Origin of the sequence: Variovorax sp. KBW07, assembly GCF_003852515.1 — a bacterium.
In the GTDB taxonomy this organism is placed as follows: domain Bacteria; phylum Pseudomonadota; class Gammaproteobacteria; order Burkholderiales; family Burkholderiaceae_C; genus Variovorax.
This window is the reverse complement of record NZ_QAJK01000130.1, coordinates 24,160-44,022: the sequence shown is the minus strand read 5'-3', so window position 1 is coordinate 44,022 and position 19,863 is coordinate 24,160. Positions and strand designations below refer to the sequence as shown.

The following is a 19,863-nucleotide window of genomic DNA, read 5'->3' as shown; positions in this document are numbered from 1 at the left end:
GCGCGGGCGTCGCCCTGAACAGCAGCCCGGGACCCACGCACCCAAGGCACGACGCGACGAGCAGAGCGGCATCTCAAGGCCGCACCGACATGGCATGGTGAAAGATGTTGTTCGGGTCGTACCGGCGCTTCACCTTCTGCAGGAACCCGTAGAGCCCTCGGTCGCCGTAATACAGCTGCGACCAGAACGGGTACGCCAGCATGTCGTTGTCCGGGTAGTTGATGTAGCACCCCTCGTAGCGCTCGCCGGGGTAGGGCGTGCCCGCGTAGCGTTCGGGGACTTCGGGCGTGCCGTACACGTCGCGGTAGAAATCGCTGATCCAGCGCAAATGGCCGGCGTCGTCCTTCGCGCTGCGCCAGTAGGTCTGGTATTGCAGCTTCATGATCGATGCGCGTTGCGGCACCGCCGTGTCGTCGATGCGCTCCGGCTTGTTGATCGCACCACCATACGAATCCACCTGAACCAACGACTGGCTCAGGTCCACCCCCGGCATCACGCGCGTCAGGTGCGTGTAGATGCGCAGGGCCTCGCGGGCGCTGAAGTTCTGCTTCATGTAGGCCGACTTGTACTTGCCGCGCTGGTTGTCGCCCGAGCCGTTCAGATATTGCGTCGCCGTCAGCCAGTCGTAGCGCGTCACCGTGTGCGGCTTGGAGCACAGCAACTGCCCCGCATCGCGCTGCGGAGCCGGCCCCACGCCCGGCGGCCGGCCTTTGAGCGGCACCGGTGCGCAGGCGCGAAAGCGGTCGAGAAACTCGTTCAGCACCGTCAGGTCGTTGCACGTGCCGTCGGGGTTGCAGAACTGCGTCAGCATCACGATCTGGCCCGACGAGCGGTGCGTGAGCTTCAGCAGCGAAAACATGCCCCAGGTGTCGGGGGACTTGCCGCGCGTTGCCCAGTAGTCGCCGTAGGTGGTCAGCAGGGCGGTGAAGCGCTCGGGCGTCATGGTGGCCCAGTCGAACGCGACCACGGCCAGTGCCACCTCTCTCGGCGCCGGCGGCAAGGTGTCGAACACGTAGCTGGTGATCGCGCCGAAGTTGCCGCCGCCCGCGCCGCGGCAGGCGCGGAACAGTTCGGGCTCGCGGCGCGCGTCCACCGTGCGCGGCACCACCTTGCCGCGCGAGTCCACCGTCAGGATGTCCACCGCCGAGAGCCAGTCGACCGTCAGGCCCTGCAGGCGCGACAGCAAGCCGTAGCCGCCGCCGCAGATGTGCCCGCCGGCACCGACCGAATAGCACGAGCCGCCGGGCAGCGTGACGTTGCTGTGCTTGTACAGCTCCAGGTAGCCGTTCCAGTTCTGCGTGCCGGGGCCGATGCGGTAGCGCCCGTTGGTGGTGGCGTTGTTGCTGCTGTTGTCGTTGCCGCTGCCGTCGTTGCCGCCCGCATTCGCCCGGTTCAGCAGGCTCAGGTCGAGGATCGCGCCGTCGGGGTTGTTCGACACGAAGTCTTCATAGCAATGCCCACCGCTGCGCAGCGTGGGCCGCAGGCCCGCATCGACGATGCGCTGCAGCGCCGCGGCGGCATCGGCGGCGTTTTCCGCGAGCTCGATGCGCGATGCCGCGTCCGATTCCGTCGAAGGCCATCGCAGGTTGAAGCCCTTTTTCAGGGTGTTGTAGCGGGCATCCTGGCGTGTCACGGTGATGGTCATGCGCACTTTCTGAAGGACGTCTTGCGACGGTGGAAGCCGGAAACAAAGACGGGCCGCGCTGCTTTCGGCGACGAACCGCAGTGCTTTTCCCTCGCGCGAATCCGATGCCAAGGCAGCTTCGAATTGAAAGATTTTTTCTTAACTTCTTTGAATCGAAGTGAATTTCACGCGATATCGCCAATATTGCCGTCAATTTCAGACTTTGTGAAATATATTTTCATGAAGCTGGAGGCTGGTCGGCAGCGGCCGATACCGGCATGGCGCTGCCCGAAATGCCGAGGCGCCGCCCAGGCGAATACTGACTTTCGCCATTGGGGACTTCTAAAGTTCTAACGCTCTTGTCAAAAATCAGTCAAACTGACGCAGGAATCAGGGCGGTGGTCACGAGGACAGGAACGCAGATGGACAAGGACGCGGAAGGTCTGGGCGCCGACTTCGAGCAGTGGCAAAAGCTCACCGACGATTACGAAGAAGCGTTGGCAGCCTTGGCCCGCGGGGAGCCGGGTGCGCGCGACCTGGCCATGAAACTGTCGCTCGTCCTCCGGCAACGCCACCCCGAGCCTTTGCGCCCCAGCTTCGGGGAGTAGTGGACACAAGAGGCGCCTACCGGCAATGGCGCGCCGGCCGTCAGGTATGTAGGTAGGCAGGTAGCATGCGGCAGCCTCACCCACCGCTCCCTTTCTCCCCATGCACACTGCAGCGCGGCATCTCGTCTTTCACGGCGCCATCGTCCTCCTGTTCGGACTGTTGCTGGGTGCCCCCTATGCAAAGGCGATCAAGCGCGAAGCTGCGGCGCACATCGTCAATTCGTGGCGCGTCGCGCACCTGAGCCTGCCCATCGGCGCGACGCTGATGCTCGCGACGGCGGCCGTTCTTTCTTCGCTCGCCGTGCCGGCGTGGATGCCGTGGCTCATCGCGGTTTCACTCACCGTGTCGGCCTACGGCTTCTGCGTTTCCACGCCGCTCGCGGCCATCTCGGGCCAGCGCGGGTTGTCGTCCGATGGCGCAGTGGGGCTGGGCAAGCTCGTCTACCTCGGCAACATGGTCGGCGCGGTGGCTTCCATCGTCGGTGCCGGGGCGCTGCTGGTGGCGGCCTTCATTTCGCTCTGACCGGTCGGCAGGCAGGCAGGCGCATGCAGGCCGGGACGCTCCCCGTCGTCCAGCTCATCGGCCCCGGAGGCGCCGGAAAAACCACTGTCGGGCGCGCACTCGCCGGATTGCTCGGCTGGCCCTTCGTGGACCTCGACGCGGAGTTCATGTCGCGCGAAGGCGATGTCGCCGAGTGCATGGCGACCCATGGCTACCTGGGCTACGCAAGGCGCAACCTGGCCGTCCATCGGGAGGTGCGCGGCGCTTTCACCGTGCCGACCGTGTACGCGCTTTCGTCGGGCTTCATGACGTACCCCATCGATGCGGACAGCGGATATGCGCAGGCTCGCGAGTGCATCGAGCGCAGTGCATTGACCGTGCTGCTGCTCCCGCATTTCGACCTGGAGCCCTGCGTCGAAACCATCGTGCAAAGGCAGTTGGCCCGGCCTTACCTGCGAGGCGACAGGGCGAGCGAAGAATCGCGCATACGCCAGCGGTTTCCGCTGTTCATGGCCTTGCAGTGCGAGCGCTTCCGCAGTGACGCAGTGCCATTGCAGGCGGCCTCGCAGATCGAGCGCTTCGTGAAGCAGCGCATCGGTTCACTGCCGGAACCCGCTATGGCTTCGGTGCCGCCCGATCCTCTTCTTCCGCCTGCGCCTGGAACATCCGCGTGAAGTCGCAGCATTCCTGCGCCAGCATCACGATCGACGACGTGAGGGCGCTGCGATGCTCGCCCTTGTGCATCGCCACGTAGCGCACCACCGGCAGGGCCGGCGTCACGTCGATCACCGCGAGCATGCCCGCCGCGACCAGCGGCTCCAGGCACTGGCGCGGCAGGTAGCTCACGCCCAGCCCCGACACGGTGAGCCCGGTCAGCGCCACGAGGTTGCTCACGACGATCACGTTGGTGGGCTGCACGCCCTGTTCCTTCATCCATGCGTCGTAGGCGCGCCCGGTGCCCGAGTTGTTGCCCTGCACCAGCATGCGGTGCCGCGCCAGTTCGTGCAGCCGCACGGCGGTGGTGCTGGCCGGCACCACGCCGGGCTTGCACATCCATGCGCTGCGCACGCGGCCAATGGTCTTGTGCGGCAGGCGGGAGTCGGCAAAGGTGTCGGGCACGATGACCAGGTCGAGCTCGTCGGCCAGCAGCTTGTCGCGCAGCTGCAGGCTGTCGTCCACGTCGGGTTCGAGAATCACCTTCGGGTATTGCTGCTGGATCAGCCCGACCAGCCGCGGCAGCCATGTCATGGCCGTGAGCTCGGTCACGCCGATGCGGATGCGCCGCTCCACCACGCCGGGCTTGCCGAACTGCTCCACGGCCGCGTCGCGCTGCTCCAGCAGCTTCTTGGCGAGCACGAACATCTCCTCGCCCTTTTCGGTGAGGCGCGCGGTGCGCTGGCTGCGGTCGAACAGCTCGGTGTCGAACAGCAGCTCCAGCTCGTGCACCCGCTTGGACACGGCCGACTGCGAGGTGTGCAGCTGGTTGGCCGCCTGCGCAAAGCCGCCCAGTTGGGCGATCCAGTACAGGGCTTCGAGCTGCTTGAAGGTCATCACGGTGCGGGTCTCCAGCGGAAACGACTCATAAGAACACTTTTATTCATGCGATTCGATCACAAAAAATCGCTTTTAGAAATTCATCGAGACGCAGAAGATTCGCGGCAGGCCACCGTCATTGCAAACCAAGGAACACACCATGGACTTCAAACTGCCCAAACTGCGTCTTGCTTCAGCCCTCGCCCTTGTCTTCGCCTGCGGCGTCGCCAGCGCCCAGGACGGCGGCACCCTGCAGAAGATCAAGGAGAGCGGCACGGTGCAGATCGGCGCGCGCGACAGCCAGATCCCGTTCTCGTACAAGCTCAGCGCCGACAGCGCCCCCATCGGCTTCACCAACGACATCTGCCTGAAGATCGTCGACGCCATCAAGGCGAAGCTGGGCCTGCCGAAGATCGAAGTGCGCTACACCATGCTCAACTCGACCAACCGCATTCCGCTGCTGCAGAACGGCACGGTCGACCTCGACTGCGCCACCACCACCAACACCACGCAGCGCCAGGCGCAGGTCGACTTCGCGCCCAGCCACTTCGTGACCAACATCACCGCCGCGGTGAAGAAGGCCTCGGGCATCAACGTGCTGGCCGACCTGAACGGCAAGAACGTGGCCACCGTCTCGGGCAGCACCTCGATCCAGCTGCTGCGCGGTGCGCGCAAGAGCGGCACCATCGAAGTGAACGAGATCGCCGGCAAGGACACCTCCGACGGTTTCCTGCTGCTGTCCACCGGCCGCGCCGACGCCTACGTGCTGGACGACGTGCAGCTGGCCGGCATGGTCGCCAGCGCCACCAACCCCGGCGAATACAAGCTGCTGAAGGAGTCGCTGCGCCAGGAGCCCTACGGCATCATGCTGCGCAAGGACGACCCGCAGTTCAAGGCGCTGGTCGACGAAACCGTCACCGGCCTCATGAAGTCGGGCGCCATCGAGCAGCTGTACACCAAGTGGTTCATGTCGCCGATTCCGCCGAAGAACGCGAACCTGAATTTCCCGATGTCGGACGCGGTGCGCGAGATCTACAAGAACCCCAACAACAAGGGCGTCTGAGCACATGGCGTCCGCACTCGACAACCACCCCCGGGGCCTGGCCTTTTCCGATGCGCTGATGCGCGAGGTGAAGGCGCGCTTCCTGCTCGTCGACCACGACCACCACGGCCGCGAGCGCCTGTACTTCGACAACGCCGGCGGCTCGTTCCGGCTCAAGGCCGCGGCCGAGCGCTTTGCGCAGGTCGATGCCATTCCCGACAACGCGGAGCGCATCCACGCCACCGCGGTCGAGCTGCAGCAGATCCAGGCGAAGGCCGGCGACGACCTGCGCACCATCCTCAATGCGCAGGGCGGCAGCGTGTACGCCTCGCTTACCGCATCGGGAGCCATGTTCGACATGGTGCGTGCCATCGCCGAGAACGTGCCGGGCACGAACATGGTCACCACCGTGCTCGAGCATCCCTCGGCCTTCGACGCGATGAGCCTCTATGCCAACCGGCTGGGCCGCGAGCTGCGCGTGGCAAAGAGCAACCCGGTGACGGGCGGCGTCGACGTGGAAGAGATCGTGCGCCTTGTCGACAAGGACACCTGCCTGCTCAACGTGATCTACGCCTCGAACATCTCGGGCGCCAAGCTCGACATGGCCGAGATCGTGCGGCGCGCGCGCGCCATCAAGCCCGACCTGTACATCCTGGTGGACGCCGTGCAGCATGCGCCGCACGGCCTCATCGACCTGCAGAAGACGCCGGTCGATGGCATCAACCTCGCGCCCTACAAGTTCTTCGGCTGCCGCGGTTCGGGCCTGTCGTGGGTGTCCGAGCGCGCGGCCGTGCTGCCGCACCACAAGCTCGCGGGCAAGAAGCCGGACTTCTGGGACCTGGGCAGTTCCGCGCCGTGGCAGTTCGCGGCGCTCACGGAGATCGTCGACTACGTGTGCTGGATCGGCGGGCAATTCATCGATGCCATCGATGCCACCGGTGCCACCGGTGCCACGGACCGCCGTGCCCTGTTCGTCGCGGGCATCGGTCACATCGAGCTGCACGAGCGCGCATTGCTCGCAGCGCTGCTCGACGGCACCGGCAACGCCACCGGGCTGCGAGAGATGCGCGGCGTGGAAGTGTTCCTCGACCACGAAGACCTGACCCGGCGCGACCTGATCCTGGGCATCGGCTTCGACCGCATCGACTGCACGCAGGCGGTGGTCGAGTACGGCAAGCGCGGCGTCACGGTGTACGAGCGCGTGGCAACCAGCATCTATTCGAAGCGCATGCTCGAGTCCTTCGGGCTCGAAGGCACGGTGCGCGTCTCGCCGCTGCACTGCCATTCGATGGCCGACGTGGAGCGGTTCCTGAAGGTCACGCAGGACATTGCGACCGCTGTGTGACAGCACTGTCATATTCGGTAAGTAGCATGTTTCTCAGCCCCATCACAGAGGGCCTGAGGAGCATGAGATTTGGAAATTCGAAAGCTGATCGCGCCGGTGCTGGCCGTGGTGCTGCTGGCGGCGGTCGCGTCCGGTGTCTGGTACTCCAACACCCGCCTGCACGATGAATCGGCCACTGCCGCCGCCGCGCGCATCGAGCAGGAAAAACAGGTCACGCTGCGTGGCCTGATCGGCTCCGAGAAAGAAGCCTTCTTCGCCGATGCGCGCGTGCAGAAGGCGCTGGCCGCGCAGGGCATCACCGTCACGGTCGAGAAGGCCGGCTCGCGGGCCATTGCCAGCCGCTACGACGCCAGCAAGTTCGACTTCGGCTTTCCCTCGGGCGCGCCCGCGGCGGCGCAGCTCAAGTCGCTGGCCAAGGCGCCGAACGTCTTCAATCCGTTCTACACGCCCATCGTGCTGGCCAGCTGGCGGCCCATCGCCGAGATTCTGGTGGCCAACGGCATCGCGCAAAAGCAGGGCGACTTCTACTACGTGGTCGACCTGCCGGGCCTGATGGCCATGATCGAGAAGGGCACGCGCTGGAAAGAGCTCAAGGCCAGCAACGCCTTTTCCACCAGCAAGTCGCTGCTCATCAACTCGACCGACGTTCGCACCTCCAACTCGGCCGCGATGTACCTCGCGCTGGCGAGCTACCTGGCCAACAGCCAGCAGATCGTGCAGAGCCAGGAAGACGTCGACCGCGTGATGCCGGTGGTGGCGCCGCTGTTCCTGCGCCAGGGCTTCCAGGAGCAGTCGTCGGCCGGCCCGTTCGAAGACTATCTCGCGCTCGGCATGGGCAAGGCGCCGCTGCTGGTGGCCTACGAATCGCAGATGGTCGAGTTCTGGCTGAAGAACCCCGACCGCCTCAAGAGCGACATGGTGCTGCTCTACCCCAAGCCCACCGTGTTCTCCAAGCACGTGCTGGTGCCCTACACGCCGGGCGGCGTGCGGCTCGGCGCGGCACTCGAGAACGATGCGGCGCTGCGCGAGCTGGCGCACGAATACGGCTACCGCACCGGCGGCGACACCAAGGGCCCCGAGACCTGGGCCGCGCGCGGCGTGAAGGTGCCCGACGTGCTGGTCGACGTGATCGATCCGCCCAGCTTCGAGTGGCTCGAACGAATGACCGTGGGCATCGAAGCCCGCTTCAAGTAATGAATCAAGGAACCCTCATGAACGTGCCCGTCACTGCAACGAACACCAGCACCACGGCCCCCGCACCGGTCGAACTCCAGCCGCCGCAGGCCTTCACGCTCGAGCCGCCGGCCGCCGTGGCCGTGGTGCCGGTGGAGTCCGCCAGCGGCAAGGTGCGCCTGAAGCCGGAAGACGTGGCCGAGCTCGATGCGCAGGTGGCGCGCTTCATCGACGACATCACGCAGCACGACAGCCAGCATCCGCAGTTCAAGGAAGCCGTGGAGCGCATCCACGCGATGGGCAACAAGGACATCGAGGCCTCGGCCTCGGTGTCCAACCGCATGCTCGACCGGCCCGTGGGTTCGCTGCGCAACGGCCTGTTCGACAAGGGCGCGCAGATCGGCCAGTCGCTGATCGACCTGCGCCACCAGGTGGAAGACCTCGATCCGTCGAAGCAGGGCGACCTGTTCTCGGCGCGCAAGCTGCTGGGCATCATTCCACTGGGCAACAAGCTGCTGGCGTACTTCGAGCGCTACCAGTCGTCGCAGACGCACCTGAACGCGATCATCGAATCGCTCAAGCGCGGCAAGGACGAACTGCTGCGCGACAACACCGCCATCGAGCAGGAAAAGGTCAACCTCTGGACGCTGATGGAGCGGCTCGAGAAATACGTGCACATCGGCAAGGCCCTCGACAGCCGGCTCGACGTGAAGGCGCGCGAGCTCGACGCCACCGACCCTGAGAAGGCCCGCGTGGTGCGCGAAGAAATGCTGTTCTATTCGCGCCAGAAGGTCACCGACCTGCTGACGCAGCTGGCGGTGAACATCCAGGGCTACCTGGCGCTGGACATGATCCGCAAGAACAACCTGGAGCTGATGAAGGGCGTGGACCGCGCCACCACCACCACCGTGGCCGCGCTGCGCACCGCCGTCATCGTGGCGCAGGCGCTGTCGAACCAGAAGCTGGTGCTCGACCAGATCAGCGCGCTGAACGCCACCACCGGCAACCTGATCGCCAGCACCAGCGAAATGCTGCGCGACCAGAGCAGCGCCATCCACCAGCAGGCGGCCTCCAGCACCATCGAGATCGCCAAGCTGCAGCAGGCCTTTGCCAACATCTACCAGACCATGGACACCATCGCGGACTTCAAGAGCAAGGCGCTCGACTCCATGCAGACCACGGTCGACACGCTGACCAACGAAGTCGCCAAGAGCCGCACCTACCTGGACCGCGTGCGCCGCCAGGAAACCACCGAGGCCATGCAGCAGCCGCGCGGCGAGGTCGCGCTGTGAGCCTGTTGCCGCGCATGCGCTGGCTGCTGGCCATCGCGCTGCTGGCGATGGGCTTTCTTGCGGGTTGCGAGCCGCAGCAGGCCGCGCAGGCCTCCAACGGCGCACCGGCGGCGGCATCGGACGCCGCCTTCACCATCCTCGCGGGCTCGGAGCTCAAGGACCTCGAAGCGCCCATCGTCGCTGCCGCCAAGGCGGCGGGCGTGGACGTGAAGCTGTCGTACGCCGGCACGCTGGACATCGTCGAACGCATCAACGCCGGCGAGCACTTCGACGCCATCCTGCCGCCCAACGGCGCGTACCCCGCGCTCGCGCTGCAGGCCAAGCCGCTGGCGCGCGACAAGCTGTTCTATTCGCGCATTGCGCTCGGCGTGAAAAGCGCCAAGGCCGCGCAGCTGGGCTGGAACAAGCGCGCGCCCGGCTGGGCCGAGATTGCCAAGGCCGCGAGCACGGGCCAGCTGCGCTACGGCATGACCAATGCCACCAGCTCCAACACCGGCATGAGCGCGCTGTTTGCCGTGGCGTCCGCGCTGGCCGGCAAGACCGAGGACCTGGGCGCGCAAGACGTCGACGGCAAGACGCTGAAGGCCTTTCTGTCGGGCCAGAAGCTCACGGCCGGCAGCTCGGGCTGGCTGGCCGAGGCGTACATCAAGGACCCGTCGGCCATCGACGCGATGGTGAACTACGAGGCCGTGATCCTGCGCGCCAACGAGAAATTGCCGGCCGCCGACCAGCTCACGCTGATCTACCCGCGCGACGGCATGATCTCCGCCGACTACCCGCTGATGCTGCTCGACGCCGGCAAGCGCGAGGCCTACACGCAGCTGGTGGCCACGCTCAAGGCCGTGCCGTTCCAGCGCGATGCGCTGTCGGCCGCGTTCCTGCGCCCCGCCAATCCCGAGGTGGCCGCGGCCAGTGCGCTGCCCACCGCCGCCGTGGCCGAACTGGGTTTTCCCAACCGGCTGGAAGTGATCGACGCGGTGCTCGGCACCTACCAGTCGCAATGGCGCAAGCCCGCCACGTCGATCTTCGTGCTCGACCTCAGCGGCTCGATGGCCGGCAAGCGGCTGGCGTCGATGCGCGAGGCGCTCAAGCTGCTGTCGGGCGCCGATGCCAACACCGCCAGCGCGCGCTACAGCGCCTTCCAGAGCCGCGAACGCGTGGTGCTGATCCCCTTTGCCACCGAGGTGTCGGCGCCGGTGTGGGTGCGCTTCGAAGGCGACCGCATCGACAGCGCGCGCACAGAGCTGCGCATGCAGGCCGACGCCATGACGGCCAACGGCGGCACCGCGATCTATTCCGCGCTGGCTGCCGCCGAAGAGCTGGCGCGCCAGGAGCAACTGCGCGAGCCCGACCGCTTCGTCAGCATCGTGCTGCTGACCGACGGCGAGAACAACTCGGGCCTGAAGCTGCACGAGTTTCGCGAGCGCTATGCGAAGGGCCTGCCGGCGCGCATCTTCCCGATTCTGTTCGGCGAGGCCAATGCGTCCGAGATGCAGCAGATCGCGCAGCTCTCGGGCGGGCGCGAGTTCGATGGCCGCAAGCTGCAACTGGGCCAGGTGTTCAAGGAAATCCGGGGCTACCAGTGATGCCGGAGCGTTCGCTGAAACTGCGGGCGCTGCTGTTCTTGTACGGCAACGCCAACATCCTGGGCTGCGCGCTGGCGCTGCTCGGGCCGGCCCTGCTGTTCGCCGGCTTCATCGACCGCGGCTGGCTGCTCATTACCGCCGGCCTGTACGTGGCCGGCTTGCTGCTGGGCCGCAAGGCGCCCGAGCTGGAGCGCCGCATCGAAGACAGCCTGAGCATCGAGCAGACGCTGGAGCGCCTGGACCACGTGGTCGCGCAGGCGCAGCCGCACCTGACCGAAGACATGCGCAAGAGCCTCGACAGCGTGCGCGGCTCGGTGGGCGAGGTGCTGCCGCGGCTGGTGGGCGACCGCTCGAATGGCGACGACCTGTTCACCGTGCGCGAGACCGTGCTGCGCTACCTGCCCGAAACACTGGCCAACTACGTCGCGCTGCCGCCCGCCTTTCGCATCACCCATGCGGTGAAAGACGGCAAGACCGCGCGCCAGCTGCTCGGCGAACAGCTGGGCCTGCTCGACGCCAAGCTGCGCGAGATCGTCGCCAACGTGGCATCGAGCGACGCGGCCGCGCTGGTGGCCAACGGGCAGTTCCTCGAAAAGAAATTCCGCCAGCCCGATTTCCTGGTGGGGTAGGCCGGCCGCCGCAAGACACGGGGTCGGCATAGGGTTGTTCGCCCGGACGGGCGGGCACCTCGGGGATAATGCGATCAATTCCCATTTGAGTCGCTTGCGCGATCCGTCCGAACTCCAAGCCATGGCCCGAAGTGCTGCGTCCGCTGTCCACGTTGTCTCCCGCATTGCCGCCGGTGTGCTGGGCAGCTACGTGTTCTGCTGGGGCTTCATTGCCCTGGGCGTCGGCCTGCTGTTCAGTGCGGGCATGCCATTCCACGACGCCGAATCGCTCAGCAGCATGCTGGCCTTTCTCGTGTTTCTCGTCGCGTTCCTCTGGGCCTTTGCAGCGAGCAGCCTGACCCGTGTGTGGCTGGTGCTGCTGGGTGGCGGGCTCGTGATGACGGGGGCGGCCTCGCTCGTGCAGCGCGCCCTGCTCTGACCTTTTCTCTTCAGGAGCTTCCCCGTGTTTCAGAACTTCCGGCTGTCCATGGCCTGGCTGCATACCTGGTTCGGCCTGACGCTCGGCTTCGTTCTGATGGTCGTCTTCTTCTTCGGCTCGCTGTCGGTGTTCGACCGCGAGATCGACCGCTGGGCCATTCCGCAGACGCGTTTCGAGCCGCAGCCCATGCCGTCCTTCGACCGCATGCTGCTGCCCATCTTCCAGGACATCAAGCCGACCGCCGAAAGCATCGAGCAGGCGCGCAGCCGCGTGAACGGGCCGATGGCCACGAGCTTCGGCCCCAAGCAATGGGCTGCCTACACCACCCACCGCGACCCGGTGCTGAGCCTGTTCACGAGCTACACGCTGCCCAATGCCAAGGACCCGGACGATGGCGTCTTCGGCCAGCGGACCATCGATCCGCGCGTCGGCAAGGCCCTGCCTGACGACCGGCTCAAGGTCGGCAGCGAGTTCTTCTATCCGCTGCACTACAGCCTTCACCTCGAATGGCTGAACCTGGGGATGTGGATCGTCGGCCTTGCGGCCATGGTGATGCTGGTCGCGCTGGTGAGCGGCGTGGTGATGCATCGCAAGATCTTCCGCGAGCTGTTTACTTTCCGGCCGGCCAAGCACATCCAGCGCAGCGTGCTCGACCTGCACAACCTGACGGGCGTGGTGGCTCTGCCCTTTCACTTCATCTTCGCGCTGTCGGGCCTGGTGGTCTTTGCGGGCATCTACTTTCCGGTCACGCACACCCAACTGCATTCCCTGCACGAGCTGCACGAAAAACTCGACGCCCAGAAGACCGGCCTCCCGCACGAGCGCGCTGGCGTTCCCGGCACGCTGGCGTCGGTGGATGCCATGGTGGCCGACGCCAAGCGGCGCTGGGCCGCGCGAGGCGTGGCGGGCGAGGTGGGCCTGCTCACGGTGCAGCACGTGAACGATGCCAACGCCTATGTCAGCGTCTATCGCGCCGGCAGCGATCGCGTCACGCTCACCGGCGAGGGCATTCATTTCAAGGGCGCCACGGGCGAGCTGATCCGCGAAGACCCGGCGCCCACGGTCGTGGCCGGCGTCGTGGACTTTCTCACGGGCCTGCACCTGCAGCACTTCGAGCACTGGATGCTGCGCTGGCTGTACGTGCTCGGCGGGCTCTCGGGCTGCGCGTGCATTGCCACCGGCTTCATCTTCTTCGTGGAAAAGCGCAAGCGCCAGCACGCCAAGCAGGGCGTGAGCGGCGCGCGCTGGGTCGATGCCTGCGCGGTCGCCACGGTCACCGGCCTGCTGGTCGCGACCTTCGCCATGCTCATCGGCAACCGGCTGCTCCCCGACAACCTGCCGATGCGTGGCAGCTGGGAGAAGGGCATTTTCCTGGGCGCGTGGCTGCTGGCCTTCGCGCACGGCATCTGGCGCACCGCGCCCACCGCCGAAGGGCGCCTGTCGCCCGCGTGGGCGGAGCAGTGCCGGACCGTGGCCGTGCTGGCCGTGGCCGCCGTGCTGCTCAACTGGATCACCACGGGCGATCACCTCGTGCGCACCATCGGTGCCGGCTACTGGCCGGTGGCCGGTGTCGATCTTTCGTTGCTCGCGAGTGCCGCGCTGGCCATCGTGGCCGCGCGCGTGCTCAAGCGCCGGGCTGCCGCGGCGGTCATCGCGCCGGTGCGGGCCACACCCGACAACGACAACACCTCGGCCGCCCGTGCCTGACGCCATGCTCCTGTTCATCGCACTGCTCATCAGCATCGCCGGCGCGGGCTTTCTCGCGCTGTCGATGGACGTGCACTGGGCGCAGGTGCGCGCCGACGCGCATTGCCCGCAACAAGTGGCCCGGCTGCTGCGCGTGCTGGGCGCCGCCTGCCTGGCCGGCTCGCTCGTGCTGTGCCTGCGCGTGGACCATGTCTCGATGGCCTCGCTGGTCTGGTTCATGACGCTCGCCAGCTCGGCGCTGGTGGTGACGTTCACGCTCAGCTGGCGCCCGCGCTGGCTCGCCCCGCTGGTGGCGTGGATTCCCGCGGCCACCGCCACCTCCTCGTCCTCGGAGAAGTAGCGCGGGCCGCAGCCCGGCGCCGCGTGGCTCGCGTGACGCTGTGATTCAGAACGGGTAGTGGCGCGGCGTGGTCTGCACGGTAATCCAGCGCAGCTCGGTGAACGCCTCCACGCCGGCCCGTCCGCCGAAGCGTCCGTAGCCCGAAGCCTTGACGCCGCCGAAGGGCATCTGCGCCTCGTCGTGCACCGTCGGGCCGTTCACGTGGCAGATGCCCGCTTCGATGCGCTGCGCCACGTTCCATGCGCGCGCCACGTCGCGGCCGAACACCGCCGACGACAGGCCGAAGGCGTTGTCGTTGGCCGTGGCCACCGCCTTCTCGACGCCATCGACGCGCACCACCGCCTTCACCGGGCCGAACGATTCCTCGTGGTAGATCTGCATGGCCGGCGTGACGTGGTCGAGCACGGTCGCGGGCATCAGCGTGTTGGTGGCCTTGCCGCCGCACACCAGCTTCGCGCCCCTGGCCAGCGCATCGTCGATGAGCGCGTTGCAGCGCTCGACCGTGCTCATGTCGACCACCGAGCCCAGCACCACGGGGCCTTCGCGCGGATCGCCCAGCGGCAGGGTCTGCGCGCGGGCGGCGAACTTCGAAACGAATTCATCGGCCACCGCGTTGTCGACCACGATGCGCTCGGTCGACATGCAGATCTGGCCCGAGTTGGCGAACGAGCCGAAGATCGCGGCGTTCACCGCAGCGTCGATGTCGGCATCGTCCAGCACCACGAACGGCGCCTTGCCGCCGAGCTCCAGCACGGCGGGCTTCAGGTATCTGGCGCAGGTCTGCGCAATGAGCCGGCCGACGCGCGTCGAGCCCGTGAAGTTGACGCGGCGCACGGCCGGGTGCGCCACCATGGCCTCGACCACGGCGCCCGCATCGGCCGGTGCGTTGGTGACGAAGTTCACCGCGCCCCTGGGCAGGCCGGCTTCGGCCAGCGCTTCGATGATGAGCGCGTGCGTCTCGGGGCACAGCTCCGAGCCCTTCAGCACCACCGTGTTGCCGCAGGCCAGCGGCGTGGCAATGGCGCGCGTGGCCAGGATCACCGGCGCGTTCCACGGCGCAATGCCGACCACCACGCCGGCCGCCTGCCGCACGCCCATGGCAAGGCTGCCCGGCACGTCCGATGGAATCACCTCGCCGCTGATCTGCGTGGTGAGCGACGCGGCTTCGGTCAGGATGCCGGCCGCCAGGTGCACGTTGAAGCCGGCCCACAGCGCCGAGGCGCCGGTCTCGCGCGCCATGGCCTGCACGAAGGCATCGGCGCGCGCTTCGAGCGCATGCGCGGCTTTGAGCAGCAGCGCGCGGCGCGCACCGGGTCCGGTCTGCGACCACTCGGCGAAGGCGCGCTGCGCGGCATCGACGGCGGCGACCGCATCGGCCGGCGTGCCTGCGGGCGCGCGCGTGGCGACCTTGCCGTCCAGCGGGTTGCGGCGCTCGAAGGTGGCGCCACCGGTGGCGGCGCGGCGTTCGCCGTCGATGAACATGGAGATGTCGGTCATGGGGTGTGTCCTTGCGAAAAAAGAGGAGGAGGAGGGGAGATGCGTCAGGCAACGCCCAGGTAGGCCTGGCGCACCACGTCGGAATGCAGCAGCGCCTGTGCTTCGCCCGAGGCCACGACGCGGCCGCGTTCGAGCACGTAGCCGCGGTCGGCGGCCTGCAGCGCCTTGCGCACGTTCTGCTCGACCATCAGCACGGTCACGCCTTGCGCCGCGATGCGCCGCACGATGGCCAGCAGCTCATCGACCATGCGCGGTGCCAGGCCGAGCGAGGGTTCGTCGAGCATCAGCAGGCGCGGCCCGCTCATCATGGCGCGCGCCACCGCCACCATCTGCTGCTCGCCGCCGCTCATGGTGCCGGCCAGTTGCGTGGCGCGTTCCTTCAGGCGCGGAAAGTCGTCGAAGGCACGCACCAGCCGTTCGGCGCGCAGGCGCGCGGGCAGCAGCCAGCCGCCGAGTTCGAGGTTCTCGGTGACGGTCATCTGCGGGAACAACTGGCGGCCCTCGGCCACCAGCGCCAGGCCGCGGCGTACGCAGGCCGTGGCTTCGCCCGAAGGCAACGCGGTGCCATCGAGCAGTGCCTCGCCGGTGCGCGGCAGCAGCCCCGCCAGCGCCTTCAGCAGCGTGGTCTTGCCCGCGCCGTTGGGCCCGAGCACGACGGTGATGCCGGGCGTCACGTCGATGTCCATGCCCTGGATGACCTGGAAGCCGCTGTAGCCCGCACAGAGGCCGCGCACGGTCAGTTGGCTTGCGGTGGTGCTCATGCCGTGGTCTCCATCTCGTCGCCCAGGTAAGCCTCGACCACCTCGGCATTGCGCACCACTTCGGCCGGCGTGCCGTCGGCGATCTTGCGGCCCTGGTGCAGCACCAGCACGCGCTCGACGTACTTGAGCAGCGTGGCCACCGCATGCTCGATCCACACCACCGTGAGGCCGTGTTCGTCGCGCAGCTTGCGGATGCGCCGCGCCATCGCGTCCACTTCCGCTTCGGTCAGGCCGGCCGCCACTTCGTCGAGCAGCAGCACGCGCGGCCGGGTGCCCAGCGCCATGCCGATTTCAAGCAGGCGCTGCTGCGAAGGCGTCACGTCGGCCGCGGTGTTCTTCGCAAGATGGCCGAGGCCCAGCATGTCCAGAATCTCGCCCGTGCTGCCCAGCCCCGCGATGGGTGCGCGATGGCGCCCCGCAAACTGCATGCCGAAGCGCACGTTGTCTTCGAGCGTCATGTCGGCCATGACGCGCGGCGTCTGGAAGGTGCGCGCAATGCCGTGCGCCGCGTACAGGTGCGGCCCGCGCCGCGTGAGATCGACACCGCCCTCGACCAGCAACTGGCCCGAGGTCGGCATGACCACGCCCGAGATCGCATTGAAGAAGGTCGTCTTGCCCGCGCCGTTCGGCCCGATGATGCCGACCAGCTCGCCCGCATGCAGCGTGGCGCTGACCGCATCCACGGCGGTGAGGCCGCCGAAGCGCACCGTGAGCGCGCGGGCTTCGAGCAGCAGCGCCGGTTGCCTGTCATTCATGGCCGTGCCTCCGCAATGCCGCCGCCTTGCGCTGCCACAGCGACGCCAGGCCGTTCGGCAGGTACATCACGCAAAGAATCAGCAGCAGCCCCAGCACCATCATGTAGCCGTAGGGCAGTTGCAGCCGCAGCGTCTCGGCCAGCAGGCTGAAGACGATGGCCGCGGCCACCGGCCCGCCGATGCTGGCGGCCCCGCCGATCATCGCGATCAGCACGGTCTGGAAACCGATGAAGGGGCTGAACACGGCCGGCGGGTCGATGTAGGTCCAGCGCACCGCCATGGCCGCGCCCACTGCGCCGGCAAACGCGGCGGTGAGCGCGAAGCCCATCACCTTGACGCGGCGCGTGTCGACGCCCAGCGTCTGCGCGCGCTGCTCGTCGGCACCGATGCCGGCCAGCGCCAGCCCGAAGCGGCTGCGCTTGACCAGCAAGGCCGTGGCAATGGCCGCACCCGCAATCGCCAGCACCGTGAGGTACACCGTCTCGTTCGATGGCACCACGGTGAGCACGCGGCCGACCGTGCCCGACACCTGCTTTTCGACGAAGGTCACGGCATGGCGGATCAGCTCCGTCATGCCGAATGTCAGCACCGCGAAGTAGGTGCCGCGCAGGTGCAGCACGGCCGCGCCCATCAGCACCGCCACCGCGCTGGCAATGGCTGCGCCGCACAAAATGACCAGCGGCCACGGCAGCACGTCGAGCAGCGTGGCGCTGGCATAGGCACCGAGCCCGAAGAAGGCCGAAGTGGCCAGCGACAGGTAGCGCGTGGCACCGCAGAACAGCGACCAGCTGGTGGCCAGCGCGATGTACATCAGGCAGCCCAGCGCCACCGAGGCGATGAACTCCGACGCGATCCACGGCACGGTGGCCGCCAGCGCAAGGCCGATGGCCAGCACCCGCCACGGCTTGTCCTGCAGGGTCCGCAGGTTCTTGAGAGGGGAAGTCATTTGCGGGAAAACAGTCCGTTGGGCCGCCAGATCAGCACGCCGATGAACACGGCATACGACAGCAGCATCTTGAGCGAGGGGCTCGTGTAGTGCATGCCCAGCGCTTCCACCACGCCCAGCAGCAGGCCGCCGACGAGGCTTCCCGCGATGCTGCCGAAGCCGCCGAGCGTGATGACGATCAGCGCCGTCACCGTGTAGGGCTCGCCCATCGAGGGAGAGATTTCGTAGGTCATCGACAGCAGCGCGCCGGCCACGCCCGACAGGCCCAGGCCGATGCCGAACATCAGCGGATGCAGCCGCTTCGTGTTGATGCCCACGAGCTGCGCGCCGGTGGGCGACTGCATCAGCGCGCGCACCGCCTTGCCCAGCAGCGTGAGCTTGAGCAGCGCAATGAGCCCGATGCTCAGCGCCAGCGCCACGCCGAACAGCACCAGCTTGTTGGCCGTGAAGCGCATCTCGCCGAACTGCACCGGCTCGGCCAGGTAGTCGTAGCCGCGCAGGTCGCCGCCCCAGACCAGCAGGGCGGTGTTCTGCACCAGGAACATCAGCCCGAAGCCGACCATCAGGCTGCGCGCCTCGAACACATCGACGTTCGGCGCGCGCGCCGCCACCTGGCGAAAGCACAGCCAGTGCACCGCCATGCCCAGCACCATCAGCACTGCGAACGCCACCGGCATGAAGACCAGCGGCGAAATGCCGAGGGCCGTGTGCGCCCACCATGTCAGGAAGGCCCCCAGCATCAGGAACTCGCCGTGCGAGATGTTCATGATGCGCATCAGCCCGTACTGCAGGTTCAGTCCGATGGCAACCAGCGCGTAGATGCCGCCCGTGATCAATCCGCCGGCAAGAAGCTCGGCCCATCCAGTAAGAGACACGTCTTTATTTCCAGGCCGGCTTGGGCATCAGTTGCGCGGTGGCGCGGTCCTTGGGCCAGACCACTTCGAAGTCGCTGCCCTGCCATTGCGCGACGGTGCCGGGAATCGAGGCGTTCTCGCTGCCCTCGAAACGGATCGGGCCGAGGATGGTCTTGAACTCGTTCTTCGCGATCTGCTCGCGCAGCGCCTTGCGGTCCAGGCCCACCTTCTCCACCGCCTGCTGAAGAATCTGCAGCCCCGCCCATGCGTGGCCGCTGGCCCAGCGGTCGGGTTCCTTGCCGAACTTTTTGGTGTGCGCATCGAAGTAGGCCTTGGCCTCGGGGCTGGTCTTGCCGTTCCACGAGCCCATGCCGATCACGCCTTCGGTGTTGGCCGCCATCACGTTCTTGTAGAGCTGGAAGGCGGTGCCCACCGACGCATAGAAATACTTCGGGTTGAAGCCCACCTCGCGCGCCTGGCGGCTCGCAAGAATGGTGTCCGGCGGGTAGGTGATGCCGATGAAGGCGTCGGGGTTCAGGTCCTTCATGGTGCGCAGCACCGGCGCCAGGTCTTTCACGCCCAGCGGGTAGCTCTTGCGCTCGAGCACCTGGATGCTGGTCTTTTTCAGCGCGGCATTGAGCGCGGCAAAGTTCTCCAGCCCGAACAGGTCGTCCATGTAGACGATGGCAATGGTCTTCACGTTGTTCGCCACCAGCATGTCGACCAGCGCGCCCATCATCTTGTCGGGCTGCTGCAGCAGCGAGAAGAAGAAGGGCAGGCGCATGTCGATCAGCTTGCGCGACAGCGCGGTGGGCGACAGCAGCGGGTAGCCGAAGCGGTTGGCCAGCGGGGCCACCGCGAAGTTGGCGCCCGAACCCCAGGGCGGCAGCACCAGGTCGACCTTGTCGCTGCCCATGAGCTTCTCGAAGGTGCGCACGCAGGTCTCGGTCTCGCTGCGATCGTCGTAGCCGATCAGCTCTATAGGGCGCCTGGCGCCCTTCACCGACAGGCCGCCGGCGGCGTTCACCTGCTCGGCCCACAGCAGGTAGTTGGGTTCCTGGCTGACCTGCGCGCCGGCAGCCCACGGGCCAGTGCGCGCGATGGCGTAGCCGATGCGAACGGGCGCGCCCTGCGCGAACAGTTGCGGTGCAACGGCGGCCGCGCCAAGCGCGGTGGCGGTGCCCTTGATCCAGTGGCGGCGGTTGGGGTGAAGCATTCAGGTCTCCTGTGGGGCGTCGGTATGCGCCCGCT

Annotated in this window: 20 protein-coding genes; 12 read left to right on the top strand and 8 right to left on the bottom strand. The window is 67.2% G+C overall.

Features of this window, described 5'->3' with window-relative positions; genetic code table 11:
* Positions 1–73 precede the first annotated feature (73 nt).
* Positions 74–1,645, bottom strand: a complete 1,572-nt coding sequence (locus DBV14_RS24575) for a BBE domain-containing protein (RefSeq protein ID WP_124463023.1) — start codon at positions 1,643–1,645, stop codon at positions 74–76.
* Between the two features lie 401 nt (positions 1,646–2,046).
* Here DBV14_RS24575 and DBV14_RS24570 point away from each other — a divergent pair, with 401 nt between their 5' ends.
* The 3 genes from DBV14_RS24570 to DBV14_RS24560 all read left to right on the top strand — a co-directional run bounded on the left by DBV14_RS24570 (position 2,047) and on the right by DBV14_RS24560 (position 3,408).
* Positions 2,047–2,232: a hypothetical protein gene (locus DBV14_RS24570; protein WP_124463021.1), complete on the top strand. Its 186-nt coding sequence runs from the start codon at positions 2,047–2,049 to the stop codon at positions 2,230–2,232.
* A gap of 100 nt (positions 2,233–2,332) precedes the next feature.
* Positions 2,333–2,755 carry a hypothetical protein gene (locus tag DBV14_RS24565; protein WP_124463019.1) on the top strand — a complete coding sequence of 141 codons (423 nt, stop codon included), beginning with the start codon at positions 2,333–2,335 and terminating at the stop codon, positions 2,753–2,755.
* A 23-nt stretch (positions 2,756–2,778) separates the two neighbouring features.
* On the top strand, positions 2,779–3,408 hold the full coding sequence (locus DBV14_RS24560; protein ID WP_124463018.1) for a shikimate kinase: 630 nt from the start codon (positions 2,779–2,781) through the stop codon (positions 3,406–3,408).
* Here the strand turns inward: DBV14_RS24560 and DBV14_RS24555 are convergent.
* The gene (locus DBV14_RS24555; RefSeq protein WP_124463032.1) at positions 3,350–4,285 is read right to left on the bottom strand and encodes a LysR family transcriptional regulator; all 936 of its coding nucleotides are present in this window, start codon (positions 4,283–4,285) and stop codon (positions 3,350–3,352) included. The genes DBV14_RS24560 and DBV14_RS24555 overlap by 59 nt on opposite strands.
* A gap of 142 nt (positions 4,286–4,427) precedes the next feature.
* Between DBV14_RS24555 and DBV14_RS24550 the strand changes: the two genes are divergently transcribed.
* The 9 genes from DBV14_RS24550 to DBV14_RS24510 all read left to right on the top strand — a co-directional run bounded on the left by DBV14_RS24550 (position 4,428) and on the right by DBV14_RS24510 (position 13,799).
* On the top strand, positions 4,428–5,330 hold the full coding sequence (locus DBV14_RS24550) for an amino acid ABC transporter substrate-binding protein (RefSeq protein ID WP_124463016.1): 903 nt from the start codon (positions 4,428–4,430) through the stop codon (positions 5,328–5,330).
* Positions 5,331–5,334: 4 nt separating this feature from the next.
* Complete coding sequence (locus DBV14_RS24545; RefSeq protein WP_124463014.1) at positions 5,335–6,654, top strand: aminotransferase class V-fold PLP-dependent enzyme; 1,320 nt, start codon at positions 5,335–5,337, stop codon at positions 6,652–6,654.
* A 69-nt stretch (positions 6,655–6,723) separates the two neighbouring features.
* A complete protein-coding gene (locus DBV14_RS24540) occupies positions 6,724–7,848 on the top strand; it encodes a hypothetical protein (RefSeq protein WP_124463012.1) in 1,125 nt (374 codons plus the stop codon).
* A gap of 17 nt (positions 7,849–7,865) precedes the next feature.
* Positions 7,866–9,119 (top strand): toxic anion resistance protein, encoded by a 1,254-nt coding sequence (locus DBV14_RS24535; protein WP_124463010.1) that lies wholly within the window; start codon positions 7,866–7,868, stop codon positions 9,117–9,119.
* Positions 9,116–10,705 (top strand): VWA domain-containing protein, encoded by a 1,590-nt coding sequence (locus DBV14_RS24530; RefSeq protein ID WP_260397213.1) that lies wholly within the window; start codon positions 9,116–9,118, stop codon positions 10,703–10,705. The genes DBV14_RS24535 and DBV14_RS24530 overlap by 4 nt, the downstream gene beginning before the upstream one ends.
* Complete coding sequence (locus DBV14_RS24525) at positions 10,705–11,334, top strand: hypothetical protein (RefSeq protein WP_124463007.1); 630 nt, start codon at positions 10,705–10,707, stop codon at positions 11,332–11,334. The genes DBV14_RS24530 and DBV14_RS24525 overlap by 1 nt, the downstream gene beginning before the upstream one ends.
* A 121-nt stretch (positions 11,335–11,455) precedes the next feature.
* Complete coding sequence (locus tag DBV14_RS24520) at positions 11,456–11,752, top strand: iron uptake protein (RefSeq protein ID WP_124463005.1); 297 nt, start codon at positions 11,456–11,458, stop codon at positions 11,750–11,752.
* Positions 11,753–11,776: 24 nt separating this feature from the next.
* Positions 11,777–13,459, top strand: coding sequence for a PepSY domain-containing protein (locus DBV14_RS24515; RefSeq protein WP_124463003.1), 1,683 nt, complete (start codon positions 11,777–11,779; stop codon positions 13,457–13,459).
* Between the two features lie 4 nt (positions 13,460–13,463).
* Positions 13,464–13,799, top strand: a complete 336-nt coding sequence (locus DBV14_RS24510) for a DUF3325 domain-containing protein (RefSeq protein WP_124463001.1) — start codon at positions 13,464–13,466, stop codon at positions 13,797–13,799.
* 45 nt (positions 13,800–13,844) lie between these two features.
* Here the strand turns inward: DBV14_RS24510 and DBV14_RS24505 are convergent, their stop codons facing one another.
* The 6 genes from DBV14_RS24505 to DBV14_RS24480 are packed head-to-tail and all read right to left on the bottom strand — an operon-like array spanning position 13,845 to position 19,828.
* Positions 13,845–15,296 carry an aldehyde dehydrogenase gene (locus tag DBV14_RS24505; RefSeq protein WP_124462999.1) on the bottom strand — a complete coding sequence of 484 codons (1,452 nt, stop codon included), beginning with the start codon at positions 15,294–15,296 and terminating at the stop codon, positions 13,845–13,847.
* A gap of 44 nt (positions 15,297–15,340) precedes the next feature.
* The gene (locus DBV14_RS24500; RefSeq protein WP_124462997.1) at positions 15,341–16,057 is read right to left on the bottom strand and encodes an ABC transporter ATP-binding protein; all 717 of its coding nucleotides are present in this window, start codon (positions 16,055–16,057) and stop codon (positions 15,341–15,343) included.
* Positions 16,054–16,812 (bottom strand): ABC transporter ATP-binding protein, encoded by a 759-nt coding sequence (locus DBV14_RS24495; RefSeq protein WP_124462995.1) that lies wholly within the window; start codon positions 16,810–16,812, stop codon positions 16,054–16,056. The genes DBV14_RS24500 and DBV14_RS24495 overlap by 4 nt, the downstream gene beginning before the upstream one ends.
* Positions 16,805–17,758 carry a branched-chain amino acid ABC transporter permease gene (locus DBV14_RS24490; protein WP_124462993.1) on the bottom strand — a complete coding sequence of 318 codons (954 nt, stop codon included), beginning with the start codon at positions 17,756–17,758 and terminating at the stop codon, positions 16,805–16,807. Before DBV14_RS24490 ends, DBV14_RS24495 begins: the two co-directional genes overlap by 8 nt.
* Positions 17,755–18,633, bottom strand: coding sequence for a branched-chain amino acid ABC transporter permease (locus DBV14_RS24485; RefSeq protein ID WP_124462991.1), 879 nt, complete (start codon positions 18,631–18,633; stop codon positions 17,755–17,757). Before DBV14_RS24485 ends, DBV14_RS24490 begins: the two co-directional genes overlap by 4 nt.
* A 4-nt stretch (positions 18,634–18,637) precedes the next feature.
* Positions 18,638–19,828, bottom strand: coding sequence for an amino acid ABC transporter substrate-binding protein (locus DBV14_RS24480; RefSeq protein WP_124462989.1), 1,191 nt, complete (start codon positions 19,826–19,828; stop codon positions 18,638–18,640).
* Between the last annotated feature and the right edge of the window lie 35 nt (positions 19,829–19,863).

Excerpts from the sequence above, each read along its gene's own strand:
- DBV14_RS24575 (WP_124463023.1), bottom strand. The coding sequence starts at position 1,645 with ATGACCATCACCGTGACACGCCAGGATGCCCGCTACAACACCCTGAAA.
- DBV14_RS24570 (WP_124463021.1), top strand. The coding sequence starts at position 2,047 with ATGGACAAGGACGCGGAAGGTCTGGGCGCCGACTTCGAGCAGTGGCAA.
- DBV14_RS24565 (WP_124463019.1), top strand. The coding sequence starts at position 2,333 with ATGCACACTGCAGCGCGGCATCTCGTCTTTCACGGCGCCATCGTCCTC.
- DBV14_RS24560 (WP_124463018.1), top strand. The coding sequence starts at position 2,779 with ATGCAGGCCGGGACGCTCCCCGTCGTCCAGCTCATCGGCCCCGGAGGC.
- DBV14_RS24555 (WP_124463032.1), bottom strand. The coding sequence starts at position 4,285 with ATGACCTTCAAGCAGCTCGAAGCCCTGTACTGGATCGCCCAACTGGGC.
- DBV14_RS24550 (WP_124463016.1), top strand. The coding sequence starts at position 4,428 with ATGGACTTCAAACTGCCCAAACTGCGTCTTGCTTCAGCCCTCGCCCTT.
- DBV14_RS24545 (WP_124463014.1), top strand. The coding sequence starts at position 5,335 with ATGGCGTCCGCACTCGACAACCACCCCCGGGGCCTGGCCTTTTCCGAT.
- DBV14_RS24535 (WP_124463010.1), top strand. The coding sequence starts at position 7,866 with ATGAACGTGCCCGTCACTGCAACGAACACCAGCACCACGGCCCCCGCA.
- DBV14_RS24525 (WP_124463007.1), top strand. The coding sequence starts at position 10,705 with ATGCCGGAGCGTTCGCTGAAACTGCGGGCGCTGCTGTTCTTGTACGGC.
- DBV14_RS24520 (WP_124463005.1), top strand. The coding sequence starts at position 11,456 with ATGGCCCGAAGTGCTGCGTCCGCTGTCCACGTTGTCTCCCGCATTGCC.
- DBV14_RS24510 (WP_124463001.1), top strand. The coding sequence starts at position 13,464 with ATGCTCCTGTTCATCGCACTGCTCATCAGCATCGCCGGCGCGGGCTTT.
- DBV14_RS24505 (WP_124462999.1), bottom strand. The coding sequence starts at position 15,296 with ATGACCGACATCTCCATGTTCATCGACGGCGAACGCCGCGCCGCCACC.
- DBV14_RS24500 (WP_124462997.1), bottom strand. The coding sequence starts at position 16,057 with ATGAGCACCACCGCAAGCCAACTGACCGTGCGCGGCCTCTGTGCGGGC.
- DBV14_RS24495 (WP_124462995.1), bottom strand. The coding sequence starts at position 16,812 with ATGAATGACAGGCAACCGGCGCTGCTGCTCGAAGCCCGCGCGCTCACG.
- DBV14_RS24490 (WP_124462993.1), bottom strand. The coding sequence starts at position 17,758 with ATGACTTCCCCTCTCAAGAACCTGCGGACCCTGCAGGACAAGCCGTGG.
- DBV14_RS24480 (WP_124462989.1), bottom strand. The coding sequence starts at position 19,828 with ATGCTTCACCCCAACCGCCGCCACTGGATCAAGGGCACCGCCACCGCG.